Origin of the sequence: Microbacterium sp. NPDC055988 (assembly GCF_042269505.1) — a bacterium.
GTDB lineage: Bacteria > Actinomycetota > Actinomycetes > Actinomycetales > Microbacteriaceae > Microbacterium.
Genome location: NZ_JBHJXY010000001.1, coordinates 2,340,008 through 2,357,248, shown reverse-complemented (window position 1 = coordinate 2,357,248; position 17,241 = coordinate 2,340,008). Strand labels below are relative to the sequence as shown.

Below are 17,241 nucleotides of genomic sequence, written 5' to 3'. Positions count from 1 at the left end.
TCGCGGGACGAGAGGCGCGCTCCGTAGGCTGTCGGGATGGAATCCGTCACCCTGACCACCGAACGCCTCGTCCTGCATGCACCGACAGAGGCGGACATCGATGCGATCACGGAGGCGTGCCAGGACCCGGAGATCGCGCGCTGGACGACGGTTCCGACCCCCTACAACCGCGAGGATGCCGAGCACTTCGTGCGTCTCGTCGCGGGATCGTGGGCCGAAGGCTCAGAGGCCGTCTGGGGCATGTACGCCGACGACGAGCTCGTGGGCATGATCGGTCTGCACGGAATCGCCGCCCACTTCACGGGCGCATCCGCCGAGCTCGGGTACTGGTTGAGTCCGGCCGCTCGGGGCAAGGGTCATCTCTCCGAAGCGGCCCGCGCCGTGATCGACTGGGGTTTCGCCGACCTCGGCCTCGTCCGCATCCGCTGGCAGGCCGTCGCCGGGAACATCCCCTCGGCGCGTGCCGCCCGCGCGCTCGGCTTCCGCTACGAGGGTCTGCAGCGGCAAGCCCTCACGAGCCCGCGCGGTCGCGACGACGGCTGGATCGCCGGCCTGCTGCACGATGACGACCGCGCACCGGTGGACTGGCCGATCCTCTGAGGCGCGATCGCGGCCACGACCCGGAGTGTCGGGGCCAGGTGACAGTGTCGGCGGCCGGTGACAGGATGAACGCATGCCGGAGATGCCGGAAGTCCAGGGCCTGACCACGTTCCTCGCCGACCGTGCCGTGGGGCGCACGATCACCCGCGCGACCGTGTCGGCGATCGCCGCGTTGAAGACGTACGATCCCCCGATCACCGCGTTGCAGGGCGCCACCATCACGGCGTCCGTCCGGCTCGGCAAGTTCGTCGTGCTGTCCTGCGGCGATGAGTTGCACCTCGTCTTCCACCTCGCGAAGGCCGGGTGGCTGCGGTGGTACGAGACGCTGCCGACGACGCTCATCAAACCCGGCAAGTCGCCGATCGCCCTGCGGATCGCGCTCGACGACGGCAGCGGGTTCGATCTGACCGAGGCCGGAACGAAGAAGTCGCTGGCCGTGTACGTCGTCCGTGATCCGCAGGAGGTTCCCGGCATCGCACGGCTCGGCCCCGATCCGCTCGATGATTCGTTCACCCGTGATGCGTTCGCCGCGCTGCTGGAAGATCGGCGGATGCAGATCAAGGGGTTGCTGCGCGACCAGGCGGTGATCGCGGGGATAGGCAACGCCTACTCCGACGAGATCCTGCATGCCGCCCGGATGTCGCCGTACGCGATCGCCGGGAAGCTCGACGATGCGGAGATCGACCGCCTATTCGGGGCGATGCGCGAGACGCTCACCGAGGCGGTCGCCGAAGCGTCAGGCAAGCCGCCGGCCGACCTCAAAGACGCCAAACGCCGGGGGATGCAGGTGCACGCCCGCCGCGGCGAGACCTGCCCCGTCTGCGGTGACACGGTTCGCAGCGTGTTCTTCGCCGACCGCTCGCTCGAGTACTGCCCCACCTGCCAGACCGGCGGCAAGGTGCTCGCCGATCGGCGACTCTCTCGACTGCTGAAGTGATCGCGGCCCTGCCGGTCCATGTCTTGGAATGAAATGTGCGCAGATGCGTTGAGTACACTCAGAGCAACAACGTGCTCCGGGGTCGGTGGGAATCCGAACCGGCGGTGACAGTCCGCGAGCGTCTCGAGAGATCGGGATGCCGATCCGGTGGAATTCCGGGACCGACGGTGATGCGAGGGAGACCTCGCTAGTCCGGAAGGGAGGCGCACGAGACGCATCCGTGCGTCCGTTCCGCCATCCCTGTCTGACCCCGCAGCCTCAGAGGAGGACGAGGGATGGCAGTCAACGCGGCAGAGCGCAGCGCTATGGATCGCGCGCTCCGACTCGCCACGCGTGGCCCCCGCGGGGCGAACCCGCAGGTCGGAGCGGTCATCCTCTCCCCCGACGGCACCGTCCTCGCCGAGGGCTGGCATCACGGAGCCGGCACCCCGCACGCCGAGGTCGACGCACTGTCGAAGCTCGCGCGCGGCGATGCCCACGGCGCCACCGCCGTCGTGACGCTCGAGCCCTGCAACCACACCGGGCGCACCGGCCCGTGCGCCGTCGCCCTGATCGAGGCGGGAGTCACCAGGGTCGTGTACGCCCTCGACGATCCCGGCGCCGAATCGGGAGGCGGGGCGGAGCGCCTGCGCGCCGCCGGCGTCGACGTCGAATCGGGTGAGCAGGCGGATGCCGGGCACGCGCTCATCGACGGCTGGCTCACGGCGCAGCGGCTGGGGCGCCCTCGCATCACGGTCAAATGGGCGCAGAGCCTCGACGGCCGCGCTGCTGCTGCCGACGGTTCGAGCCAGTGGATCACCGGGCCGGCCGGCCGCGCCGACGTGCACCGCCGCCGCGCGGAGGCCGACGCGATCGTCGTCGGCACCGGCACCGTGCTCTCCGACGATCCGGCGCTCACCGCCCGCGACGGCGACGAGCTGCTGCCGCACCAGCCGATCCCGGTGGTCATCGGTGCGCGCCCGACGCCGACGGAGGCCGCCGTGCACCGGCATCCGCACTCCCCTCTCTTCTACGCGACCCATGATCTGCAGACGGTGACCGCCGATCTGCACGCGCGCGGCATCCAGAGCGTCTTCGTCGAGGGCGGGCCGACCCTGGCCAGCGCCTTCATCGAGGCGGGTCTGGCCGACCGGGTGCTCGCCTACATCGCCCCGGTGCTGCTCGGCGGCGACAATCTCGCCCTCCGGGACATCGGCGTCGCGTCGATCGACCAGGCGCGCCGCCTCACGATCGACGAGTGGGTACCCCTCGGTTCCGATCTGCTCGCGATCGCACACCCCGCAGCACCGACAGACCCTCAGAACGAAGGAGCCGCCTGATGTTCACCGGAATCATCGAGGAGATCGGCGAGATCACCGCGATCGCGCCCGCCGGCGACGGCTGGCGCCTGACCGTGCGCGCCCCCCGCGCGGCATCGGATGCCGTACACGGCGAGTCGATCGCCGTCTCGGGCGTCTGCCTCACGGTCGTCGGCTCGACCGCAGACACCTTCGACACCGACGTGATGAAGCAGACGCTCGACGTCGCCGCGATCGGGTCGGCGACGGTAGGCACGCGCGTCAACATCGAGAAGGCCATGCCGGTCGGCGCACGACTGGGCGGACACATCGTGCAGGGGCACGTCGACGGAGTCGGCGACGTGCTCGAAGTGCGCCCCGGTGCCCAGTGGAGCGTCCTGCGCATCAGCCTGCCGTCCGACCTCGCCCCACTCGTGGTCGACAAGGGCTCCATCTCCGTCGACGGGACGTCGCTGACCGTGAGTGCCGTCAGCGAGCCCGCCGACGCCTCCCCCTGGTTCGAGGTCTCGCTCATCCCGGAAACCCTCGCCGCGACCACTCTGGGCAGTCGCGCGGTCGGCGACCACGTGAACCTCGAGACCGACATCCTCGCCCGCCACGTCGAGCGCCTGCTCGCGTTCCGTGCCGCACCGGAAGGAGGCTCGCGATGAGCCTTTCCACCATCGCCGAGGCCCTGGAGGCGCTGCGCGCCGGGCGCCCCGTGCTCGTCGCCGACGACGAGAACCGCGAGAACGAGGGCGACGTGATCCTGTCGGCCGAACTCGCCACGCCCGAGTGGGTGGCCTGGACGGTGCGCTGGTCGTCCGGCTTCATCTGCGCCCCCATGCCGACCGACCTCGCCGATCACCTGAACCTGCCGCCGATGGTGGCCGCCAGCGAAGACGCCCGCTCGACTGCCTACACCGTGAGCGTGGACGCCGCCGAGGGCGTCACGACCGGCATCAGCGCGCACGACCGCGCGCACACGCTGAACGTGCTGGCGAACCCCGGTTCGACGGCGACCAGCATCATCCGGCCCGGCCATGTCCTGCCGCTGCGCGCCGTCGACGGCGGCGTGCGCGAGCGCAGTGGGCACACCGAGGCCGCCGTCGAGCTGATGAAGCTCGCGGGCCTGCGGCCGGTCGGTGCGATCGCCGAGGTGGTCGCCGAAGACGGCAGCATGATGCGACTGCCCGGCCTGATCGACCTGGGCGCTCGCGACGGAGTGCCGGTCATCACGATCGAGCAGCTCATCGCGCACCTCAACGAGATCGACCCCGAAGGCGCCACCCCGTCGGCGCATCGCGGGCGCCGCGTGAGCCTGCGCGCCGATGCCACGGTCCCCACCACCCACGGGAGTTTCCGTTTCCTCGCCTACAAGGACCGGGTCACGGGCACCGACCACATCGCCGTCGTCTCGGGTGAGCTGGGCGAGACGGCTCTCGTGCGGGTGCACTCGGAGTGCCTGACGGGCGAGGCGTTCGGCTCACTGAAGTGCGAGTGCGGCCCGCAGCTGGATTCGGCGCTCGATGCGATCGAGAAGCAGGGCGGCGTCGTCATCTACATGCGCGGTCACGAGGGGCGCGGCATCGGCCTCATCAACAAGCTGCGGGCGTACAGCCTGCAGGAGGAGGGCCTCGACACGGTCGACGCGAACCTCGCGCTCGGGCTGCCGGCCGATGCGCGCGACTACGCTGCGGCGGCGGGCATCCTCGCTGATCTGGGCGTGTCGAAGGTGCGGCTGCTGACCAACAACACCGACAAGGTGGAACAGCTCCGCGAGCTCGGGCTCGACGTCATCGAGCAGGTGCCCCTGATCGTGGGCGTCGGACCGAACAACCACCAGTACCTGGAGACCAAGCGTGACCGGATGGGTCACATCATCGGCGAAGCGGAACTCGCAGAGGCGCTCGCCCACGGGAAGGACGAGAAATGAGCGGCGCAGGAGCACCCGAGACCGGTGACATCGATGGACGCGGTCTGAACGTCGTGATCGTCGCCGGCACCTGGCATGAGACGATCTCGAACGGCCTGATCGCCGGTGCGGAGCGCGTGCTGAACGACGCTCAGGCCACGCACCGCCTCGTGCGGGTGCCCGGCTCCTTCGAGCTCGCTCTCGCCGCGCAGGCCGCGTTCGCCGGCGGCGCCGATGCGGTCGTCGCGCTCGGCGTCATCATCCGCGGCGGCACACCGCACTTCGAGTACGTGTCGGCCGCGACCACCGACGGTCTCACCCGCGTCGCGCTCGACGCCGGCAAGCCGGTCGGTTTCGGCGTGCTGACCCTCGACGACGAGCAGCAGGGTCTCGATCGGGCGGGCCTCGAGGGCTCCAAGGAAGACAAGGGCGCGGAGGCTGCGGACGCCGCGCTGCGCACCGCGCTCGTGGTCCGGGAGCTGCGCGGCTGAGTATGCCGTCCACCTGTCGGGAGAATGACCGGGCGTAGGGGCGAGATCGGCGTTTCCGTCCGACATCCGTGCAATCTCCCGACAGGTGGACGAGGCGAGCCAGCCGCACACCGGCGCAGGTCAGCCTGACCTTGCTAGCGCAGACCGACCGACACCTCCTACGGTGAGGGCATGGAGACTCTGCGCCACATCGTGCTGTTCGTCCATCTCATCGGCTTCGCCGTGCTCTTCGGAGCGTGGGCGGCTCAGGCCTTCGGCGGCAAGCGTCAGATCACGAAGATCATGGACTACGGCCTGGCCATCGCCGGTGTCGCCGGCCTCGCGCTGGCCGCTCCGTGGGGCATCGAGTACGAGCTCAACTACGTCAAGATCGGCGTGAAGCTCGTGGTGCTGCTCATCATCGGCGCCCTGCTGGGCATCGGCTCCGCACGTCAGAAGCGCGGCGTGACCGTGCCGCCCGCCGTGTTCTGGCTGATCGGCATCCTGGCGCTCCTGAACGCGGGCCTCGCCGTCATCTGGCGCTGAGCCTCCCGCTTCCGCTGAGTCTCAGCGCTTCCGCGGCGCCGCCGTGCTCTCCCGGACGACGAGCTCGGTGCTCACCAGCGGCGTCGGCTGACGGCCGGTGCCGTCGAGCTCGGCGAGCAGCGCGTCCACCGCGAGTGCGCCGACCCGTTCCGGGTGCTGCTGCACGGTCGTCAGCGGCGGCCACAGCTGCGCCGCATCCGGCAATCCGTCGAATCCGACGAGGCTGACATCGCCGGGCACGTCGCGCCCGGCCTCACGGAATGCGCGGAGCACGCCGATCGCCATCTGGTCGTTCGCCGCGAACACCGCGGTGACGTCGTCAATCTCCCGGAGTGCGAGGCCCGCCGCATATCCCGAGGCCGCCGACCAGTCTCCCTGCAGCGGCTCCGGCACGGGCCGTCCATGCTTCTCGAGGGTCTCTTTCCAGGCCTCACGACGTCGTTCCGCGGAGTACGAGCGCGAGGGGCCGGTGACGTGCCACACCGTGTCGTGGCCGAGTTCGAGTAGATGCTCGGTGGCCAGTCGCGCCCCCTGAGCCTGGTCGGTGTCGACGAACGGATGCGTCTCACCGCGGTTGGAGTCGACGAACACCACGGGCAGCGCCTCGGGGATCTCGATGTCGGCCTCGTCGAGCTGGTGCGCCTCGATCACGATGATGATGCCGTCGACCGCGTGCTCCTCCAGTCGCCGGAACGCACCGGCCACGGTCTCGCCGGCACTCGATTCCACGGGGATGAGGGTGAGGGCATAGCCGAGTTGGGCGGCGCGCACGGCGATCGCGTCGAGCGTGCGCTGGTTGCCGTAGGAGCTGAACGAGAACATCACGACGCCGATGGTGCGGAACCGCCCTGATCTCAGCGCGCGGGCGGCACTGTTGGGGCGATAGCCGAGGCTGTGCATCGCGGCTTCGACGCGCTCGCGGGTGGCGGCGCCGACGTAGCCCCTGGCGTTCACGACGCGCGAGACCGTCTGCCCGGAGACACCGGCCTCACGGGCGACGTCTTCCATCGAGGGCTCACGACGACGTGTCGACGTCTCTGTCGGTTGCGCTGGGATCACGATCACCCATCCCCTCATATGTTGACGTTGACACACTAGCAGCGCATCGAATATGTTGACGTTGACACACGGCGCGACATGCGCCCGGAACGTAAGAAGGAATCGTCGATGACGACTGAAACCCCCGTAACCCTGGGTGCCCCCGGCGTCCGGCGCCGCGACAAGCGCGACTGGAAGGGCTGGGCCTTCGTCGGCCCGTTCATGGTCGTCTTCGCCCTGGTGTTCCTGACACCGCTCGCCTACGCGCTGTACCTGAGCTTCTTCCAGGAGAAGCTCATCGGCGGCAACGCATTCGTCGGGCTGGACAACTACGTCCGCGCGCTCACCGACCCCCAGTTCTGGGAGGCGTTCGGCCGCGTGCTGATCTTCCTCGTGGTGCAGGTGCCGATCATGCTGCTCCTGGCACTCGGCGCCGCTCTCGCCCTCGACAGCGCCCGCCTGCGCGGCGCATCGTTCTTCCGCATCCTGATCTTCCTGCCCTACGCCGTGCCCGCCGTCGTGGCGGTGCTGATGTGGGGCTACATCTACGGCGATCAGTTCGGCCTCACGAGCAACATCAACGACTTCCTCGGCGTCGACGCCATCACGCCGTTCGCCAAGGAATGGATGCTGCTCTCGATCGGCAACATCGTCACGTGGGAGTTCGTCGGCTACAACATGCTGATCTTCTACTCGTCGTTGAAGACCATCCCGACCGACATGTACGAGGCCGCCTCCCTCGACGGCGCGGGTGCATGGCGCACGATCTTCTCCATCAAGATCCCGTCCGTGCGCGGCGCGCTCGTGATCGCGACGATCTTCTCGATCATCGGCAGCTTCCAGCTCTTCAACGAGCCGAACATCCTGCGTCCCCTGGCTCCGAACGTGATCACCACGTTCTTCACGCCGAACATGTACGCCTACAACCTGTCGTTCGCCGGACAGCAGTTCAACTACGCCGCCACGATCGCCATCATCATGGGCATCATCACCGCGGTCATCGCCTACGTCGTGCAGCTGCGCGGCTCGAAGTCGGAGGTGCGCTGACATGGCTCTCCCCCTCGCCCGCCCCTCCCGCCGACGCCACGATCCGATGAATCCGCGCAAGTCCAACACGCTGCTGATCGTCATGATCGTCTACGCGCTGTACACGCTCGTCCCGCTGGTCTGGCTGCTGTTCAGTTCGACCAAGACCCAGGCCGGGCTCTTCAGCTCGTTCGGGCTCTGGTTCGCCGACGACTTCGCGTTCTTCGACAACCTCGTCGCCACGTTCTCGTACCGCGACGGCATCTTCCTCCGCTGGCTCGGCAACACACTCCTCTACGTCGTGGTCGGCGCGGGCGGTGCGACGCTGCTCGCCACCATGGCCGGATACGGTCTCGCGAAGTTCCGCTTCCCCGGCAGGCGCGCGGTGTTCGCCGTCGTCCTCGGCGCGGTGGCCGTGCCCGGCACGGCACTCGCCGTCCCGACGTTCCTGCTGTTCAGTGAGCTGGGCCTGACCAACACCCCCTGGGCCGTGATCATCCCCTCACTCATCAGCCCCTTCGGGCTGTACCTGATCTGGGTGTTCGCCACCGAGTCCGTGCCGACCGAGCTGTTGGAGGCCGCGCGCATCGATGGCGCAGGAGAGTTCCGCACCTTCTTCACGATCTCGATGCGTCTGCTCGCACCCGGCATCGTGACGGTCGCGCTGTTCACCGTCGTCGCGACCTGGAACAACTATTTCCTGCCCCTGATCATGCTCTCGGATCCGGCGTGGTACCCGCTCACGGTCGGCCTGAACCAGTGGAGTGCGCAGGCCATCGGCGCGGGCTCGCAGCCGATCTACAACCTCGTGATCATGGGCTCGCTCCTCACGATCATCCCGATCGTCATCGCCTTCCTGCTGCTGCAGCGCTTCTGGCAGTCAGGTCTCACCGCGGGAAGCGTCAAGCAGTAGCCCCGCACTCCTGCATCACCCCTCGCGATCCGATGTCGGACCGCACCTCCCGAAAGGACACAGCAATGAAGCACCTTCCCTCACCCGCACGGCGCGCCCTCGCGGTGCTCGCCGCAGGAACCGTGGCAGCGCTGACGCTGGCCGGCTGCAGCACCGGCAGCGACGCCGGCAGCGGTTCCGATGGCGGCTCCGGCTCCTTCGACTCCGTCGAGGCCGCGCTCGAGAAGGGCGGCGAGATCACGTATTGGTCGTGGACACCGTCTGCCGAGGCCCAAGTCGAGGCGTTCCAGAAGGAATACCCGAACGTCAAGGTCAACCTCGTCAACGCCGGCACCAACAACGAGGAGTACACCAAGCTGCAGAACGCGATCAAGGCGGGCTCCGGCGCTCCCGACGTCGTGCAGGTGGAGTACTACGCCTTCCCGCAGTTCGCGCTGACCGATGCATTCGCCGACCTGTCGAAGTACGGCTTCGCCGACTTCGAGGACGACTACACCGCGTCCACCTGGAACTCGGTCACCAGCGGCGACGCGATCTACGGCCTGCCGCAGGACTCCGGCCCCATGGCGCTGTTCTACAACAAGACGGTGTTCGACGCCGCGGGCGTCGAGGTGCCGACCACCTGGGACGAGTATTACGAGGCGGCGAAGAAGATCCACGCCGCGAACCCGGATGCCTACATCACCAACGACACCGGCGACGCCGGGTTCGCGACCTCCATGATCTGGCAGGCCGGAGGCAAGCCGTTCGAGACCTCGGGCACCGACGTCACGATCGATCTGCAGGACGAGGGGTCGAAGAAGTGGACCGAGAACTGGAACCGCCTCGTCGAGGAGGACCTGGTCGCGCCCTACGGCAGCTGGAGCGACGAGTGGTTCCGTGGCCTCGGTGACGGCAGCCTCGCGACCCTCGTGATCGGCGCCTGGATGCCCGGCAACCTCATCACCGGCGCCCCGGACGGCGCCGGCGACTGGCGCGTCGCGCCGATGCCGACCTATGACGGCACCCCGGCGAGCGCCGAGAACGGTGGCGGCGGCCAGGCCGTCACGTCGCAGAGCAAGAACCCGGAGCTCGCGGCCGGCTTCCTGTGGTGGCTGAACAACTCGGAGGAGAGCATCTCGATCTTCCTCGAGTCCGGCGGCTTCCCGTCGACGACCGCCGAGCTCTCCAGCGAGGAGTTCCTCTCCGATGCCCCCGAGTACTTCGGCGGACAGAAGATCAATGAGGTCCTCGCGACCGCAGCCGACGAGGTGGTCGAGGACTGGAGCTACCTGCCCTACCAGGTGTACGCGAACAGCATCTTCGGCGACACCGTGGGCCAGTCGTACCAGAACGGCACCGACCTGAACGAGGGCCTCACAGCCTGGCAGGACGCGCTGGTCGAGTACGGCAACGCGCAGGGCTTCACCGTCAACAAGTAACACCCGCGGCTGAGCCGGCTCCGGGCGGGGCCGGCTCAGCCCCTCGATCGAAAGCACTCCCACACGTGACCACGTTCTCTCTCGGCGACACCGACTTCCTCCGCGACGGTCAGCCGCATCAGGTGATCTCCGGCGCCATCCACTACTTCCGCGTGCACCCGGACCTGTGGCAGGACCGCATCCGCAAGGCACGACTGATGGGCCTGAACACGATCGAGACGTATGTCGCCTGGAACGCGCATGAGCCCCGGCGCGGCGAGTGGGATGCGACCGGATGGAACGACCTCGGACTCTTCCTCGACCTCGTGCACGCCGAGGGCCTGGACGCGATCGTGCGCCCCGGACCCTACATCTGCGCCGAGTGGCACAACGGCGGGCTGCCGGTGTGGCTGACGGGGAGCATGGGTGATCTGCGTTCGTCCGCACCCGAGTTCCTCGCCGAGGTGAGCGCCTACCTGCGACGCGTGTACGACATCGTCGCGCCGCGCCAGATCGACCGGGGCGGCCCCGTCGTGCTCGTGCAGATCGAGAACGAGTACGGCGCGTACGGCTCGGACGAGGCCTACCTCGAAGCCCTGGTCGCCGTCACACGGGACGCCGGCATCACGGTGCCTCTGACGACCGTGGATCAACCCGTCGATCAGATGCTGAGCGACGGCAGTCTTCCCGAGCTGCACAAGACCGGCTCCTTCGGATCCCGCAGCGCGGAACGGCTCGCCACCCTGCGCCGTCATCAGCCGACCGGGCCCCTGATGTGCTCGGAGTTCTGGGACGGCTGGTTCGACTGGTGGGGCGGAGTGCACCATACGACGGATGTCGCCGCTGCGGCAGCCGATCTCGATGCCCTCCTCGCGGCCGGGGCTTCGGTCAACATCTACATGTTCCACGGCGGAACGAACTTCGGTCTCAGTAACGGCGCGAACGACAAGGGCCGCTACCTGCCGCTCGTGACGTCCTACGACTACGACGCGCCGCTCGACGAGGCCGGCAACCCCACGGAGAAGTTCTTCGCCTTCCGAGAGGTGATCGCGAAGTACGCCCCGGTGCCGGACGACCTGCCTGCACCCGCGAGCACCGCGCCCGCCTTCGACGTCCCGCTCTCCCCCGCCGGGGCGTGGACGGATGCCGCCGGATCCGGTGCGGTCGCGGCCCAGCCGCAGACCTTCGACGCCCTCGGACATCTGAGCGCCCTGGTGCGGTACGACGTAGACCTTCCGGACAGGAACGGCGGCCTCCTCCTCATCGACGAGGTGCGCGACCTCGCCTGGGTCAGCGTCGACGGTGTGGCCGTCGGCACCCTCTCCCGCACGCGACACGACCGTGCGCTCCGCATTCCGGACGGCCGCACCCTCAGCATCCTGGTCGAGGACCAGGGCCGGGTGAACTACGACCACCGGCTCGGCGAGGAGAAGGGGCTGATCGGCGAGATCACTCTCGACGGCGTTGCCGTGACCGGGTGGCGCTCGACACCGCTCGACATCACCGCCATCGCCGACGCCATCACCGACGCGCTCATTTCGGAATCGGCGAGCGGCGAGGTGCCCGGTGGCCCCACCGCCTGGACGGCCGAGTTCGACCTCGACACCGCGAGCGACCTCTTTCTCGACACCGCCTCATGGAGCAAGGGCTATGCGTTCGTCAACGGCTTCTTCCTCGGCCGCTACTGGCGCAACGAGCCGCAGCGCACGCTCTACGTGCCGGCTCCTGCGACACGCCCCGGCGGCAACCGGCTCGTCGTGCTCGAGCTCGAGCAGATTCTGACGCCCGCCGCCCGTTTCATCGACGCACCGGCACTCGGCGTCACGGAGGAGTGACGCAGGAGCGCATCGGAGCGCGCTAGACAGGCGGATGATTCACAGCGGCACCAGCGTCGCGTCCATCCGGCGTCCGTCCACCTCGGCCCACATCATGGTGCACGCCGGCTGCCGACGGCGGTCCGTGGGCGACCCGGGGTTGAGCAGCCGCATGCCCGAGGGCGACACGGTGTCCCACGGGATGTGGGAGTGCCCGAAGACCAGGAGGTCGATGCCCGGGTACGCCTGGTCCATCCGCTCCTCGCGCTTGCGGGACTCCCCCGTCTCGTGAACGACCGAGATCTCGACACCCTCGGCCGTGAACCGGGCGACCTCGGGCAGCCGCGCGCGCAGCTCGGGCCCGTCATTGTTGCCGTACACGCCGTGCAGCACCCGCGACCGCGCCGCGAGCAGATCGAGCGTGGCCTCGTCGACCCAGTCGCCCGCGTGCACGACCACGTCGGCCTCGTCGACCGCCTGCAGCACCGCGTCGGGCAGACGCCGTGCCCGTTTCGGCACGTGCGTGTCGGCCAGAAGCAGCATCCTCGTCGTCATCGTTCCCCCGCCTTTCGCCGCCTCCGACTCTATGCAACGGCGTCGCTCGCCGGATGACACGCGAAACGCGTACACAGCCAACACTCAGGTAGGCGTAAACTCACCGAGTCCCCGGTATACCAAGGGGCTGAACGGAGGAGCCTCATGAGTACTGCCACTGCGCCCGCGAACCCGCGCTCGCGCGTCATCACGGCGAGCCTGGTCGGGACGACGATCGAGTTCTACGACTTCTACGCGTATGCGACAGCAGCCGTGCTCGTCTTCCCGGTGCTGTTCTTCCCGACCGGGGACGACACCACCTCGCTCCTCTCGTCGTTCGCGGTCTTCGGCGCCGCGATGGTCGCTCGTCCCATCGGCGCCGTCGTGTTCGGTCACTTCGGCGACAAGTTCGGTCGCAAGGCCACCCTGGTGGCATCGCTGCTGACGATGGGTATCGCGACCTTCGTGATCGGCCTGCTCCCCACCTATCAGGACATCGGCTGGTGGGCGGCGCTCCTGCTGCTCATCCTGCGTCTCGCCCAGGGATTCGCACTCGGTGGCGAGTGGTCGGGGGCGGCACTGGTCGCCACCGAGAACGCCCCGAAGGGCAAGCGCGCCTGGTACGGCACCTTCCCGCAGCTGGGCGCACCGCTCGGCTTCATCATCGCCAACTTCCTCTTCCTCTCGATCAACTGGCTGCTGCCGCACGCCGAGAACCCGGTCCTCAAGTCCGAGGCGTTCCTCTCCTGGGGCTGGCGTATCCCGTTCCTGTTCTCGGCTGTCATGGTCATCATCGGCCTGTGGGTGCGACTCAAGCTCGTCGAGTCCGACACGTTCAAGAAGGCCGAGACGAAGGGCGTGATCCGCAAGCTCCCGCTCGCGACCGTGTTCCGTCACCACTGGAAGCAGCTCATCCTCGGCACGTTCATCATGCTGGCGACGTACGTGCTCTTCTATCTGATGACGAACTTCACGCTCGCCTACGGCACCAAGCCCGCGTCGCTCGAGACCGCTTCGGCCGCCGCGAAGGCCGCAGCCGAAGCGACGGGCGCCCCGTTCGACCCGACCAAGTTCGCCGCGCAGTTCTATCCCGGCCTCGGCTTCGGCTACACCGACTTCGTGCTGATGCAGATCATCGGCGTGGTGTTCTTCGGCATCTTCACGCTGCTCTCCGGCCCGATCGCCGACGCTGTCGGACGCCGGAAGCTGCTGCTCTGGGTCACCGGCGCCATCATCGTGTTCGGCTTCACGTTCAACACGTTCCTGCTCCCCGCCGTCGACCCGAAGTTCACCGGTGCACTCGCCCAGGCGTTCCTCGTGTTCGGGTTCATGCTGATGGGAGCGACGTTCGGCCCGATGGGCGCCCTGCTCCCCGAACTGTTCCCGACGAACGTGCGGTACACGGGGTCGGCGATCGCCTACAACGTGTCGTCGATCCTCGGCGCGGCTGTGGCACCGCTGATCGCACTCTGGCTGTGGGCGCTCGGCGACGGCGCGCCGTGGCTGGTGGGCCTCTACCTGTCCGCGATGGGTGTGCTGACCTTCATCGCACTGCTCCTCTCCCCGGAGACGAAGGACCACGACTACGACGACGACCTCGGGGTCGCCGCCGCCGTCGAACTCTGATCACGGAGAGCGGCAGCCTCCTGCATCGGCAGGCTGCCGCTCCCGCAGGACTCAGATCAGTACGCGGCCGCGACACCGGTCAGAGGACGATGACCTCGCAGTAGCGCGCCGCCGTTTTCGCGAGCTTCCGGTCGAGCGTGAGCAGCGGAATACCGAGGGCCTCGGCAAGAGCGACATACCCGGCGTCGTAGGCGGTGACATCGTCTCGCAGCATCCAGATCCGCGGTATCAGTCGACGCAGCGGGTGCCGCGTGATCTGCAGCTCACCGAAGAGGTCGAGCGCCTCCCGTGCACGGTGGGCGGGCAGACGCTCGTGGAGCGTCTGCCGCCGCAGCACCGACAGCACCTCGATGTCGAGTCCGGCGTGCGCGTGGAAGTCGTCACCGTGCACCCACTCACTTGTGCCCAACAGCGCATCGATCGCCGCGGAGGCATCGAGCACGACCGCGGTGGTCACGGAGCGAGCGCATCGTCTCTGTCGGCACGAGCCGCGTCACGCGCCGCGAGGATCTGCCTGCGCGTGAGCGCGCCTCCCTGCTCCGCCGACCGTTCGCGCGCAGCCGCGATGATCTCCGCGTTCGTCCGGTATTGCACGAGGTCCGCGAGTTCGCGGGCGACATAGTCGGACAGCGACATTCGCTCCGCGGCTGCGCGTTCCTTGAGGCGTGAATGAACATCGTCCGGGAGATTTCGTACCTGCAGCATCCGACCCACTCTTCCAGGATCGCATGCGCTGCACATGCGCGAAAGAGGCGTTTGTGGATAACTCGCAGCGTCAACAGAAATTGACTTCCCTGCAGAAGTCAACAAGTATTGACGCAGGAGGTCCATCATGACGCTACCGACCGCGATCGCACAGGACGATGGCAGCGAGCCGCTGGCCGCGCTGCACAGGCTCGCAGAGACGCGCAAGGAAATCGCCCGCGCCGAAGAGGCGAACGTGCGCCGCGCCAGGAACCTCGGGTACTCCTGGCAGGCGATCGCGAGCGCGCTCGGCGTGAGCAAGCAGGCCGCGCACCGGCGGTTCGGTCGCTCCTGACGCCGACCCCGGCACCGCACACCCCTTACAGCCCGCACATAGGATTCGACCGCGCACGAAGTACGGTCGAAGTACCATCTCCAGATCGAGGTCCCGCATGTCCGGTTCGGCGACAGCACGCCGCCGCGGACGTGGCGCACAGCCCGAAGGCCCGCGCGCCACCTTCCGCCAGCTCCTCCCCTTCCTCTTCGAACACAAGCGCACCCTCATCGCGGTCGCTGTGCTCAGCGTCGTCGGTGCCGCCACCTCACTGGTGCAGCCGTTGCTCGTGGGCCAGGTCATCGAGGCGGTGCAGTCCGACACCGGCATCGGAATCCTCGTGTGGCTGCTGGTCGGCTTCGTGATCGTGTCGTCCGTCATCTCCGGTTTCCAGCACTACCTGCTCCAGCGCACCGGCACCGCGGTCGTGCACTCGAGCCGCCGCAAGCTGATCGCCCGCATCCTGCACCTCCCGACCTCCGAGTTCGACGCCCGCCGCACCGGCGACCTCGTCTCGCGCGTCGGCACCGACACGACTCTCCTCTACGCCGTGCTCACGCAGGGCCTCGCGGATGCCGTCGGCAGCGCCGTGCTGTTCCTCGGCGCGCTGATCGCGATGCTCGTGATCGACCCGATCCTGCTGCTGCTCATCGTCGTCGTGATCGGCATCTCCGTCACGGTCGTCGTGCTGCTCAGCGGCCGCATCCGCACCGCGTCGACCGCCCAGCAGGAGAAGGTCGGCGAGCTCGCCTCCGGCGTGGAGCGCGCGGTCGGCTCGATCCGCACCATCCGCGCCTCGGGCGCCACCGAGCGCGAGACTGCCGCGGTGTCGCAGCTCGCCTCCGACGCGTACGGCATCGGCGTGCGCATCGCCAAGATCTCCTCGATGGTCGTGCCCGTCTCCGGCATCGCGCTGCAGCTGTCGCTGCTGGTGGTCCTCGGCGTCGGCGGGTTCCGGGTGGCCGCCGGCGCGATCACCATCGCGTCGCTGATCTCGTTCATCATGTTCCTGTTCCTGCTCGTGATGCCGCTCGCCACGACCTTCGGCGCCATCACCTCGGTGAACCAGGCGCTCGGCGCGCTCGGGCGCATCCAGGAGGTGCTCGACCTGCCGACGGAGTCACAGGACGACGAGAAGATCGCCGCGGCGCTGCCTCGCGAGGACGCAGCACCCGGAGCACCGGCCATCGAGTTCCGCGACGTGCGCTTCCACTACCCCGCGAACGTCGTGGCAGCCCGCCAGGCCGCGGCCAAGGAAGCACGGAACCTGCTCGCCGACGCGCATCTGGAATCCGCCGAGGACGCGGCCCCGACGGTGCAGGACCACGAGGTGCTCCGCGGAGTCTCGTTCGCCGTGCCGCACGGCTCCCGCGTCGCTCTCGTCGGCCCCAGCGGTGCGGGCAAGAGCACGATCCTCTCGCTCATCGAGCGCTTCTACGACCCGACCGGCGGATCGATCCGCCTGCACGGTCACGATGCGCGCACCTATCCGCGCGACGACCTGCGCGCCAATTTCGGATACGTCGAGCAGGACGCACCGACCCTCGCCGGCACACTCGCCGAGAACCTGCGTCTTGCCTCCCCAGAAGCCTCCGACGCCGACTGCGAGCGCGTGCTGCGTGCCGTGAACCTCGGCGACGTGCTCGAGCGCAACCCGCTCGGCATCGAGGCACCCGTCGGCGAGGACGGAGTGATGCTCTCCGGCGGTGAGCGTCAGCGCCTCGCGATCGCCCGCGCCCTGCTCACCGACGCCCCGATCCTGCTGCTCGACGAGTCGACGTCATCGCTCGACGGTGTGAACGAGCAGCGGATGCGCGAGGCCATCGATGCCGTCTCGACCGACCGCACGCTCATCGTGATCGCGCACCGTCTTTCGACCGTCGTCGACAGCGATCTGATCGTGGTGCTGCAGGACGGCGTCGTGGTCGGTCAGGGCACGCATGCCGAGCTCGTCGAGACGACGCCGCTCTATCGCGACCTCGCCCGCCACCAGCTGCTCACCTGACGCACGCCGTTCCCGCCGAGACCCCGGGTTCACGCCGAGACCCCGGCCTGCTGACGACAGCAAGCCGGGGTCTCGGCGACAAAGCGGGGTCTCGGCGATGGGGCGGAGCACACGCAACACGA

Annotated in this window: 18 protein-coding genes and 1 riboswitch; of the genes, 14 read left to right on the top strand and 4 right to left on the bottom strand. The window is 68.4% G+C overall.

The genetic code is table 11. The features are described 5' to 3' along the window. Window positions 1-36 precede the first annotated feature (36 nt). The 7 genes from ACFC14_RS11270 (at window position 37) to ACFC14_RS11240 (ending at window position 5,745) form a co-directional block, all read left to right on the top strand. The gene (locus ACFC14_RS11270; protein ID WP_376104301.1) at window positions 37-600 is read left to right on the top strand and encodes a GNAT family N-acetyltransferase; all 564 of its coding nucleotides are present in this window, start codon (window positions 37-39) and stop codon (window positions 598-600) included. A 73-nt stretch (window positions 601-673) separates the two neighbouring features. Further along, window positions 674-1,537, top strand: a complete 864-nt coding sequence (locus ACFC14_RS11265; RefSeq protein ID WP_376104298.1) for an Fpg/Nei family DNA glycosylase — start codon at window positions 674-676, stop codon at window positions 1,535-1,537. Window positions 1,538-1,605: 68 nt separating this feature from the next. Continuing rightward, a riboswitch (FMN riboswitch) is annotated at window positions 1,606-1,749 on the top strand. Window positions 1,750-1,812: 63 nt separating this feature from the next. Further along, window positions 1,813-2,856 carry a bifunctional diaminohydroxyphosphoribosylaminopyrimidine deaminase/5-amino-6-(5-phosphoribosylamino)uracil reductase RibD gene (ribD, locus tag ACFC14_RS11260; protein ID WP_376104295.1) on the top strand — a complete coding sequence of 348 codons (1,044 nt, stop codon included), beginning with the start codon at window positions 1,813-1,815 and terminating at the stop codon, window positions 2,854-2,856. Beyond that, on the top strand, window positions 2,856-3,485 hold the full coding sequence (locus ACFC14_RS11255) for a riboflavin synthase (protein ID WP_376104292.1): 630 nt from the start codon (window positions 2,856-2,858) through the stop codon (window positions 3,483-3,485). The genes ribD and ACFC14_RS11255 overlap by 1 nt, the downstream gene beginning before the upstream one ends. Then, window positions 3,482-4,750: a GTP cyclohydrolase II gene (gene ribA, locus ACFC14_RS11250; protein WP_376104289.1), complete on the top strand. Its 1,269-nt coding sequence runs from the start codon at window positions 3,482-3,484 to the stop codon at window positions 4,748-4,750. The genes ACFC14_RS11255 and ribA overlap by 4 nt, the downstream gene beginning before the upstream one ends. Beyond that, complete coding sequence (ribH, locus tag ACFC14_RS11245; protein WP_376104287.1) at window positions 4,747-5,220, top strand: 6,7-dimethyl-8-ribityllumazine synthase; 474 nt, start codon at window positions 4,747-4,749, stop codon at window positions 5,218-5,220. The genes ribA and ribH overlap by 4 nt, the downstream gene beginning before the upstream one ends. A gap of 171 nt (window positions 5,221-5,391) precedes the next feature. Next, on the top strand, window positions 5,392-5,745 hold the full coding sequence (locus ACFC14_RS11240; protein ID WP_376104284.1) for a Fe-S protein: 354 nt from the start codon (window positions 5,392-5,394) through the stop codon (window positions 5,743-5,745). A 21-nt stretch (window positions 5,746-5,766) separates the two neighbouring features. Here the strand turns inward: ACFC14_RS11240 and ACFC14_RS11235 are convergent, their stop codons facing one another. Continuing rightward, the gene (locus ACFC14_RS11235; RefSeq protein ID WP_376104282.1) at window positions 5,767-6,753 is read right to left on the bottom strand and encodes a LacI family DNA-binding transcriptional regulator; all 987 of its coding nucleotides are present in this window, start codon (window positions 6,751-6,753) and stop codon (window positions 5,767-5,769) included. Window positions 6,754-6,912: 159 nt separating this feature from the next. On the opposite strand from ACFC14_RS11235, the gene ACFC14_RS11230 reads away from it, so the two are divergent. The 4 genes from ACFC14_RS11230 (at window position 6,913) to ACFC14_RS11215 (ending at window position 11,957) form a co-directional block, all read left to right on the top strand. Continuing rightward, window positions 6,913-7,830: a carbohydrate ABC transporter permease gene (locus ACFC14_RS11230; protein ID WP_376104280.1), complete on the top strand. Its 918-nt coding sequence runs from the start codon at window positions 6,913-6,915 to the stop codon at window positions 7,828-7,830. 46 nt (window positions 7,831-7,876) lie between these two features. After that, a complete protein-coding gene (locus tag ACFC14_RS11225; protein WP_376107168.1) occupies window positions 7,877-8,722 on the top strand; it encodes a carbohydrate ABC transporter permease in 846 nt (281 codons plus the stop codon). Window positions 8,723-8,787: 65 nt separating this feature from the next. Further along, window positions 8,788-10,143 (top strand): ABC transporter substrate-binding protein, encoded by a 1,356-nt coding sequence (locus ACFC14_RS11220; protein ID WP_376104277.1) that lies wholly within the window; start codon window positions 8,788-8,790, stop codon window positions 10,141-10,143. Between the two features lie 65 nt (window positions 10,144-10,208). Next, entirely contained in the window at window positions 10,209-11,957 is a 1,749-nt protein-coding gene (locus ACFC14_RS11215; protein ID WP_376104274.1) for a beta-galactosidase family protein, read from the top strand. A gap of 39 nt (window positions 11,958-11,996) precedes the next feature. Here the strand turns inward: ACFC14_RS11215 and ACFC14_RS11210 are convergent, their stop codons facing one another. Continuing rightward, on the bottom strand, window positions 11,997-12,491 hold the full coding sequence (locus tag ACFC14_RS11210) for a metallophosphoesterase family protein (protein WP_376104271.1): 495 nt from the start codon (window positions 12,489-12,491) through the stop codon (window positions 11,997-11,999). A gap of 144 nt (window positions 12,492-12,635) precedes the next feature. Between ACFC14_RS11210 and ACFC14_RS11205 the strand changes: the two genes are divergently transcribed. After that, window positions 12,636-14,096 (top strand): MFS transporter, encoded by a 1,461-nt coding sequence (locus ACFC14_RS11205; protein ID WP_376104268.1) that lies wholly within the window; start codon window positions 12,636-12,638, stop codon window positions 14,094-14,096. A 79-nt stretch (window positions 14,097-14,175) separates the two neighbouring features. Here ACFC14_RS11205 and ACFC14_RS11200 read toward each other — a convergent pair whose 3' ends face one another. Next, the gene (locus ACFC14_RS11200) at window positions 14,176-14,553 is read right to left on the bottom strand and encodes a type II toxin-antitoxin system VapC family toxin (protein WP_376104265.1); all 378 of its coding nucleotides are present in this window, start codon (window positions 14,551-14,553) and stop codon (window positions 14,176-14,178) included. Beyond that, window positions 14,550-14,801 carry an antitoxin gene (locus ACFC14_RS11195; RefSeq protein ID WP_376104262.1) on the bottom strand — a complete coding sequence of 84 codons (252 nt, stop codon included), beginning with the start codon at window positions 14,799-14,801 and terminating at the stop codon, window positions 14,550-14,552. The genes ACFC14_RS11200 and ACFC14_RS11195 overlap by 4 nt, the downstream gene beginning before the upstream one ends. Window positions 14,802-14,928: 127 nt before the next feature. Between ACFC14_RS11195 and ACFC14_RS11190 the strand changes: the two genes are divergently transcribed. Then, entirely contained in the window at window positions 14,929-15,135 is a 207-nt protein-coding gene (locus tag ACFC14_RS11190) for an AsnC family protein (protein WP_376104260.1), read from the top strand. A 97-nt stretch (window positions 15,136-15,232) separates the two neighbouring features. Continuing rightward, window positions 15,233-17,119: an ABC transporter ATP-binding protein gene (locus ACFC14_RS11185; protein ID WP_376104258.1), complete on the top strand. Its 1,887-nt coding sequence runs from the start codon at window positions 15,233-15,235 to the stop codon at window positions 17,117-17,119. Window positions 17,120-17,241: the final 122 nt, after the last annotated feature.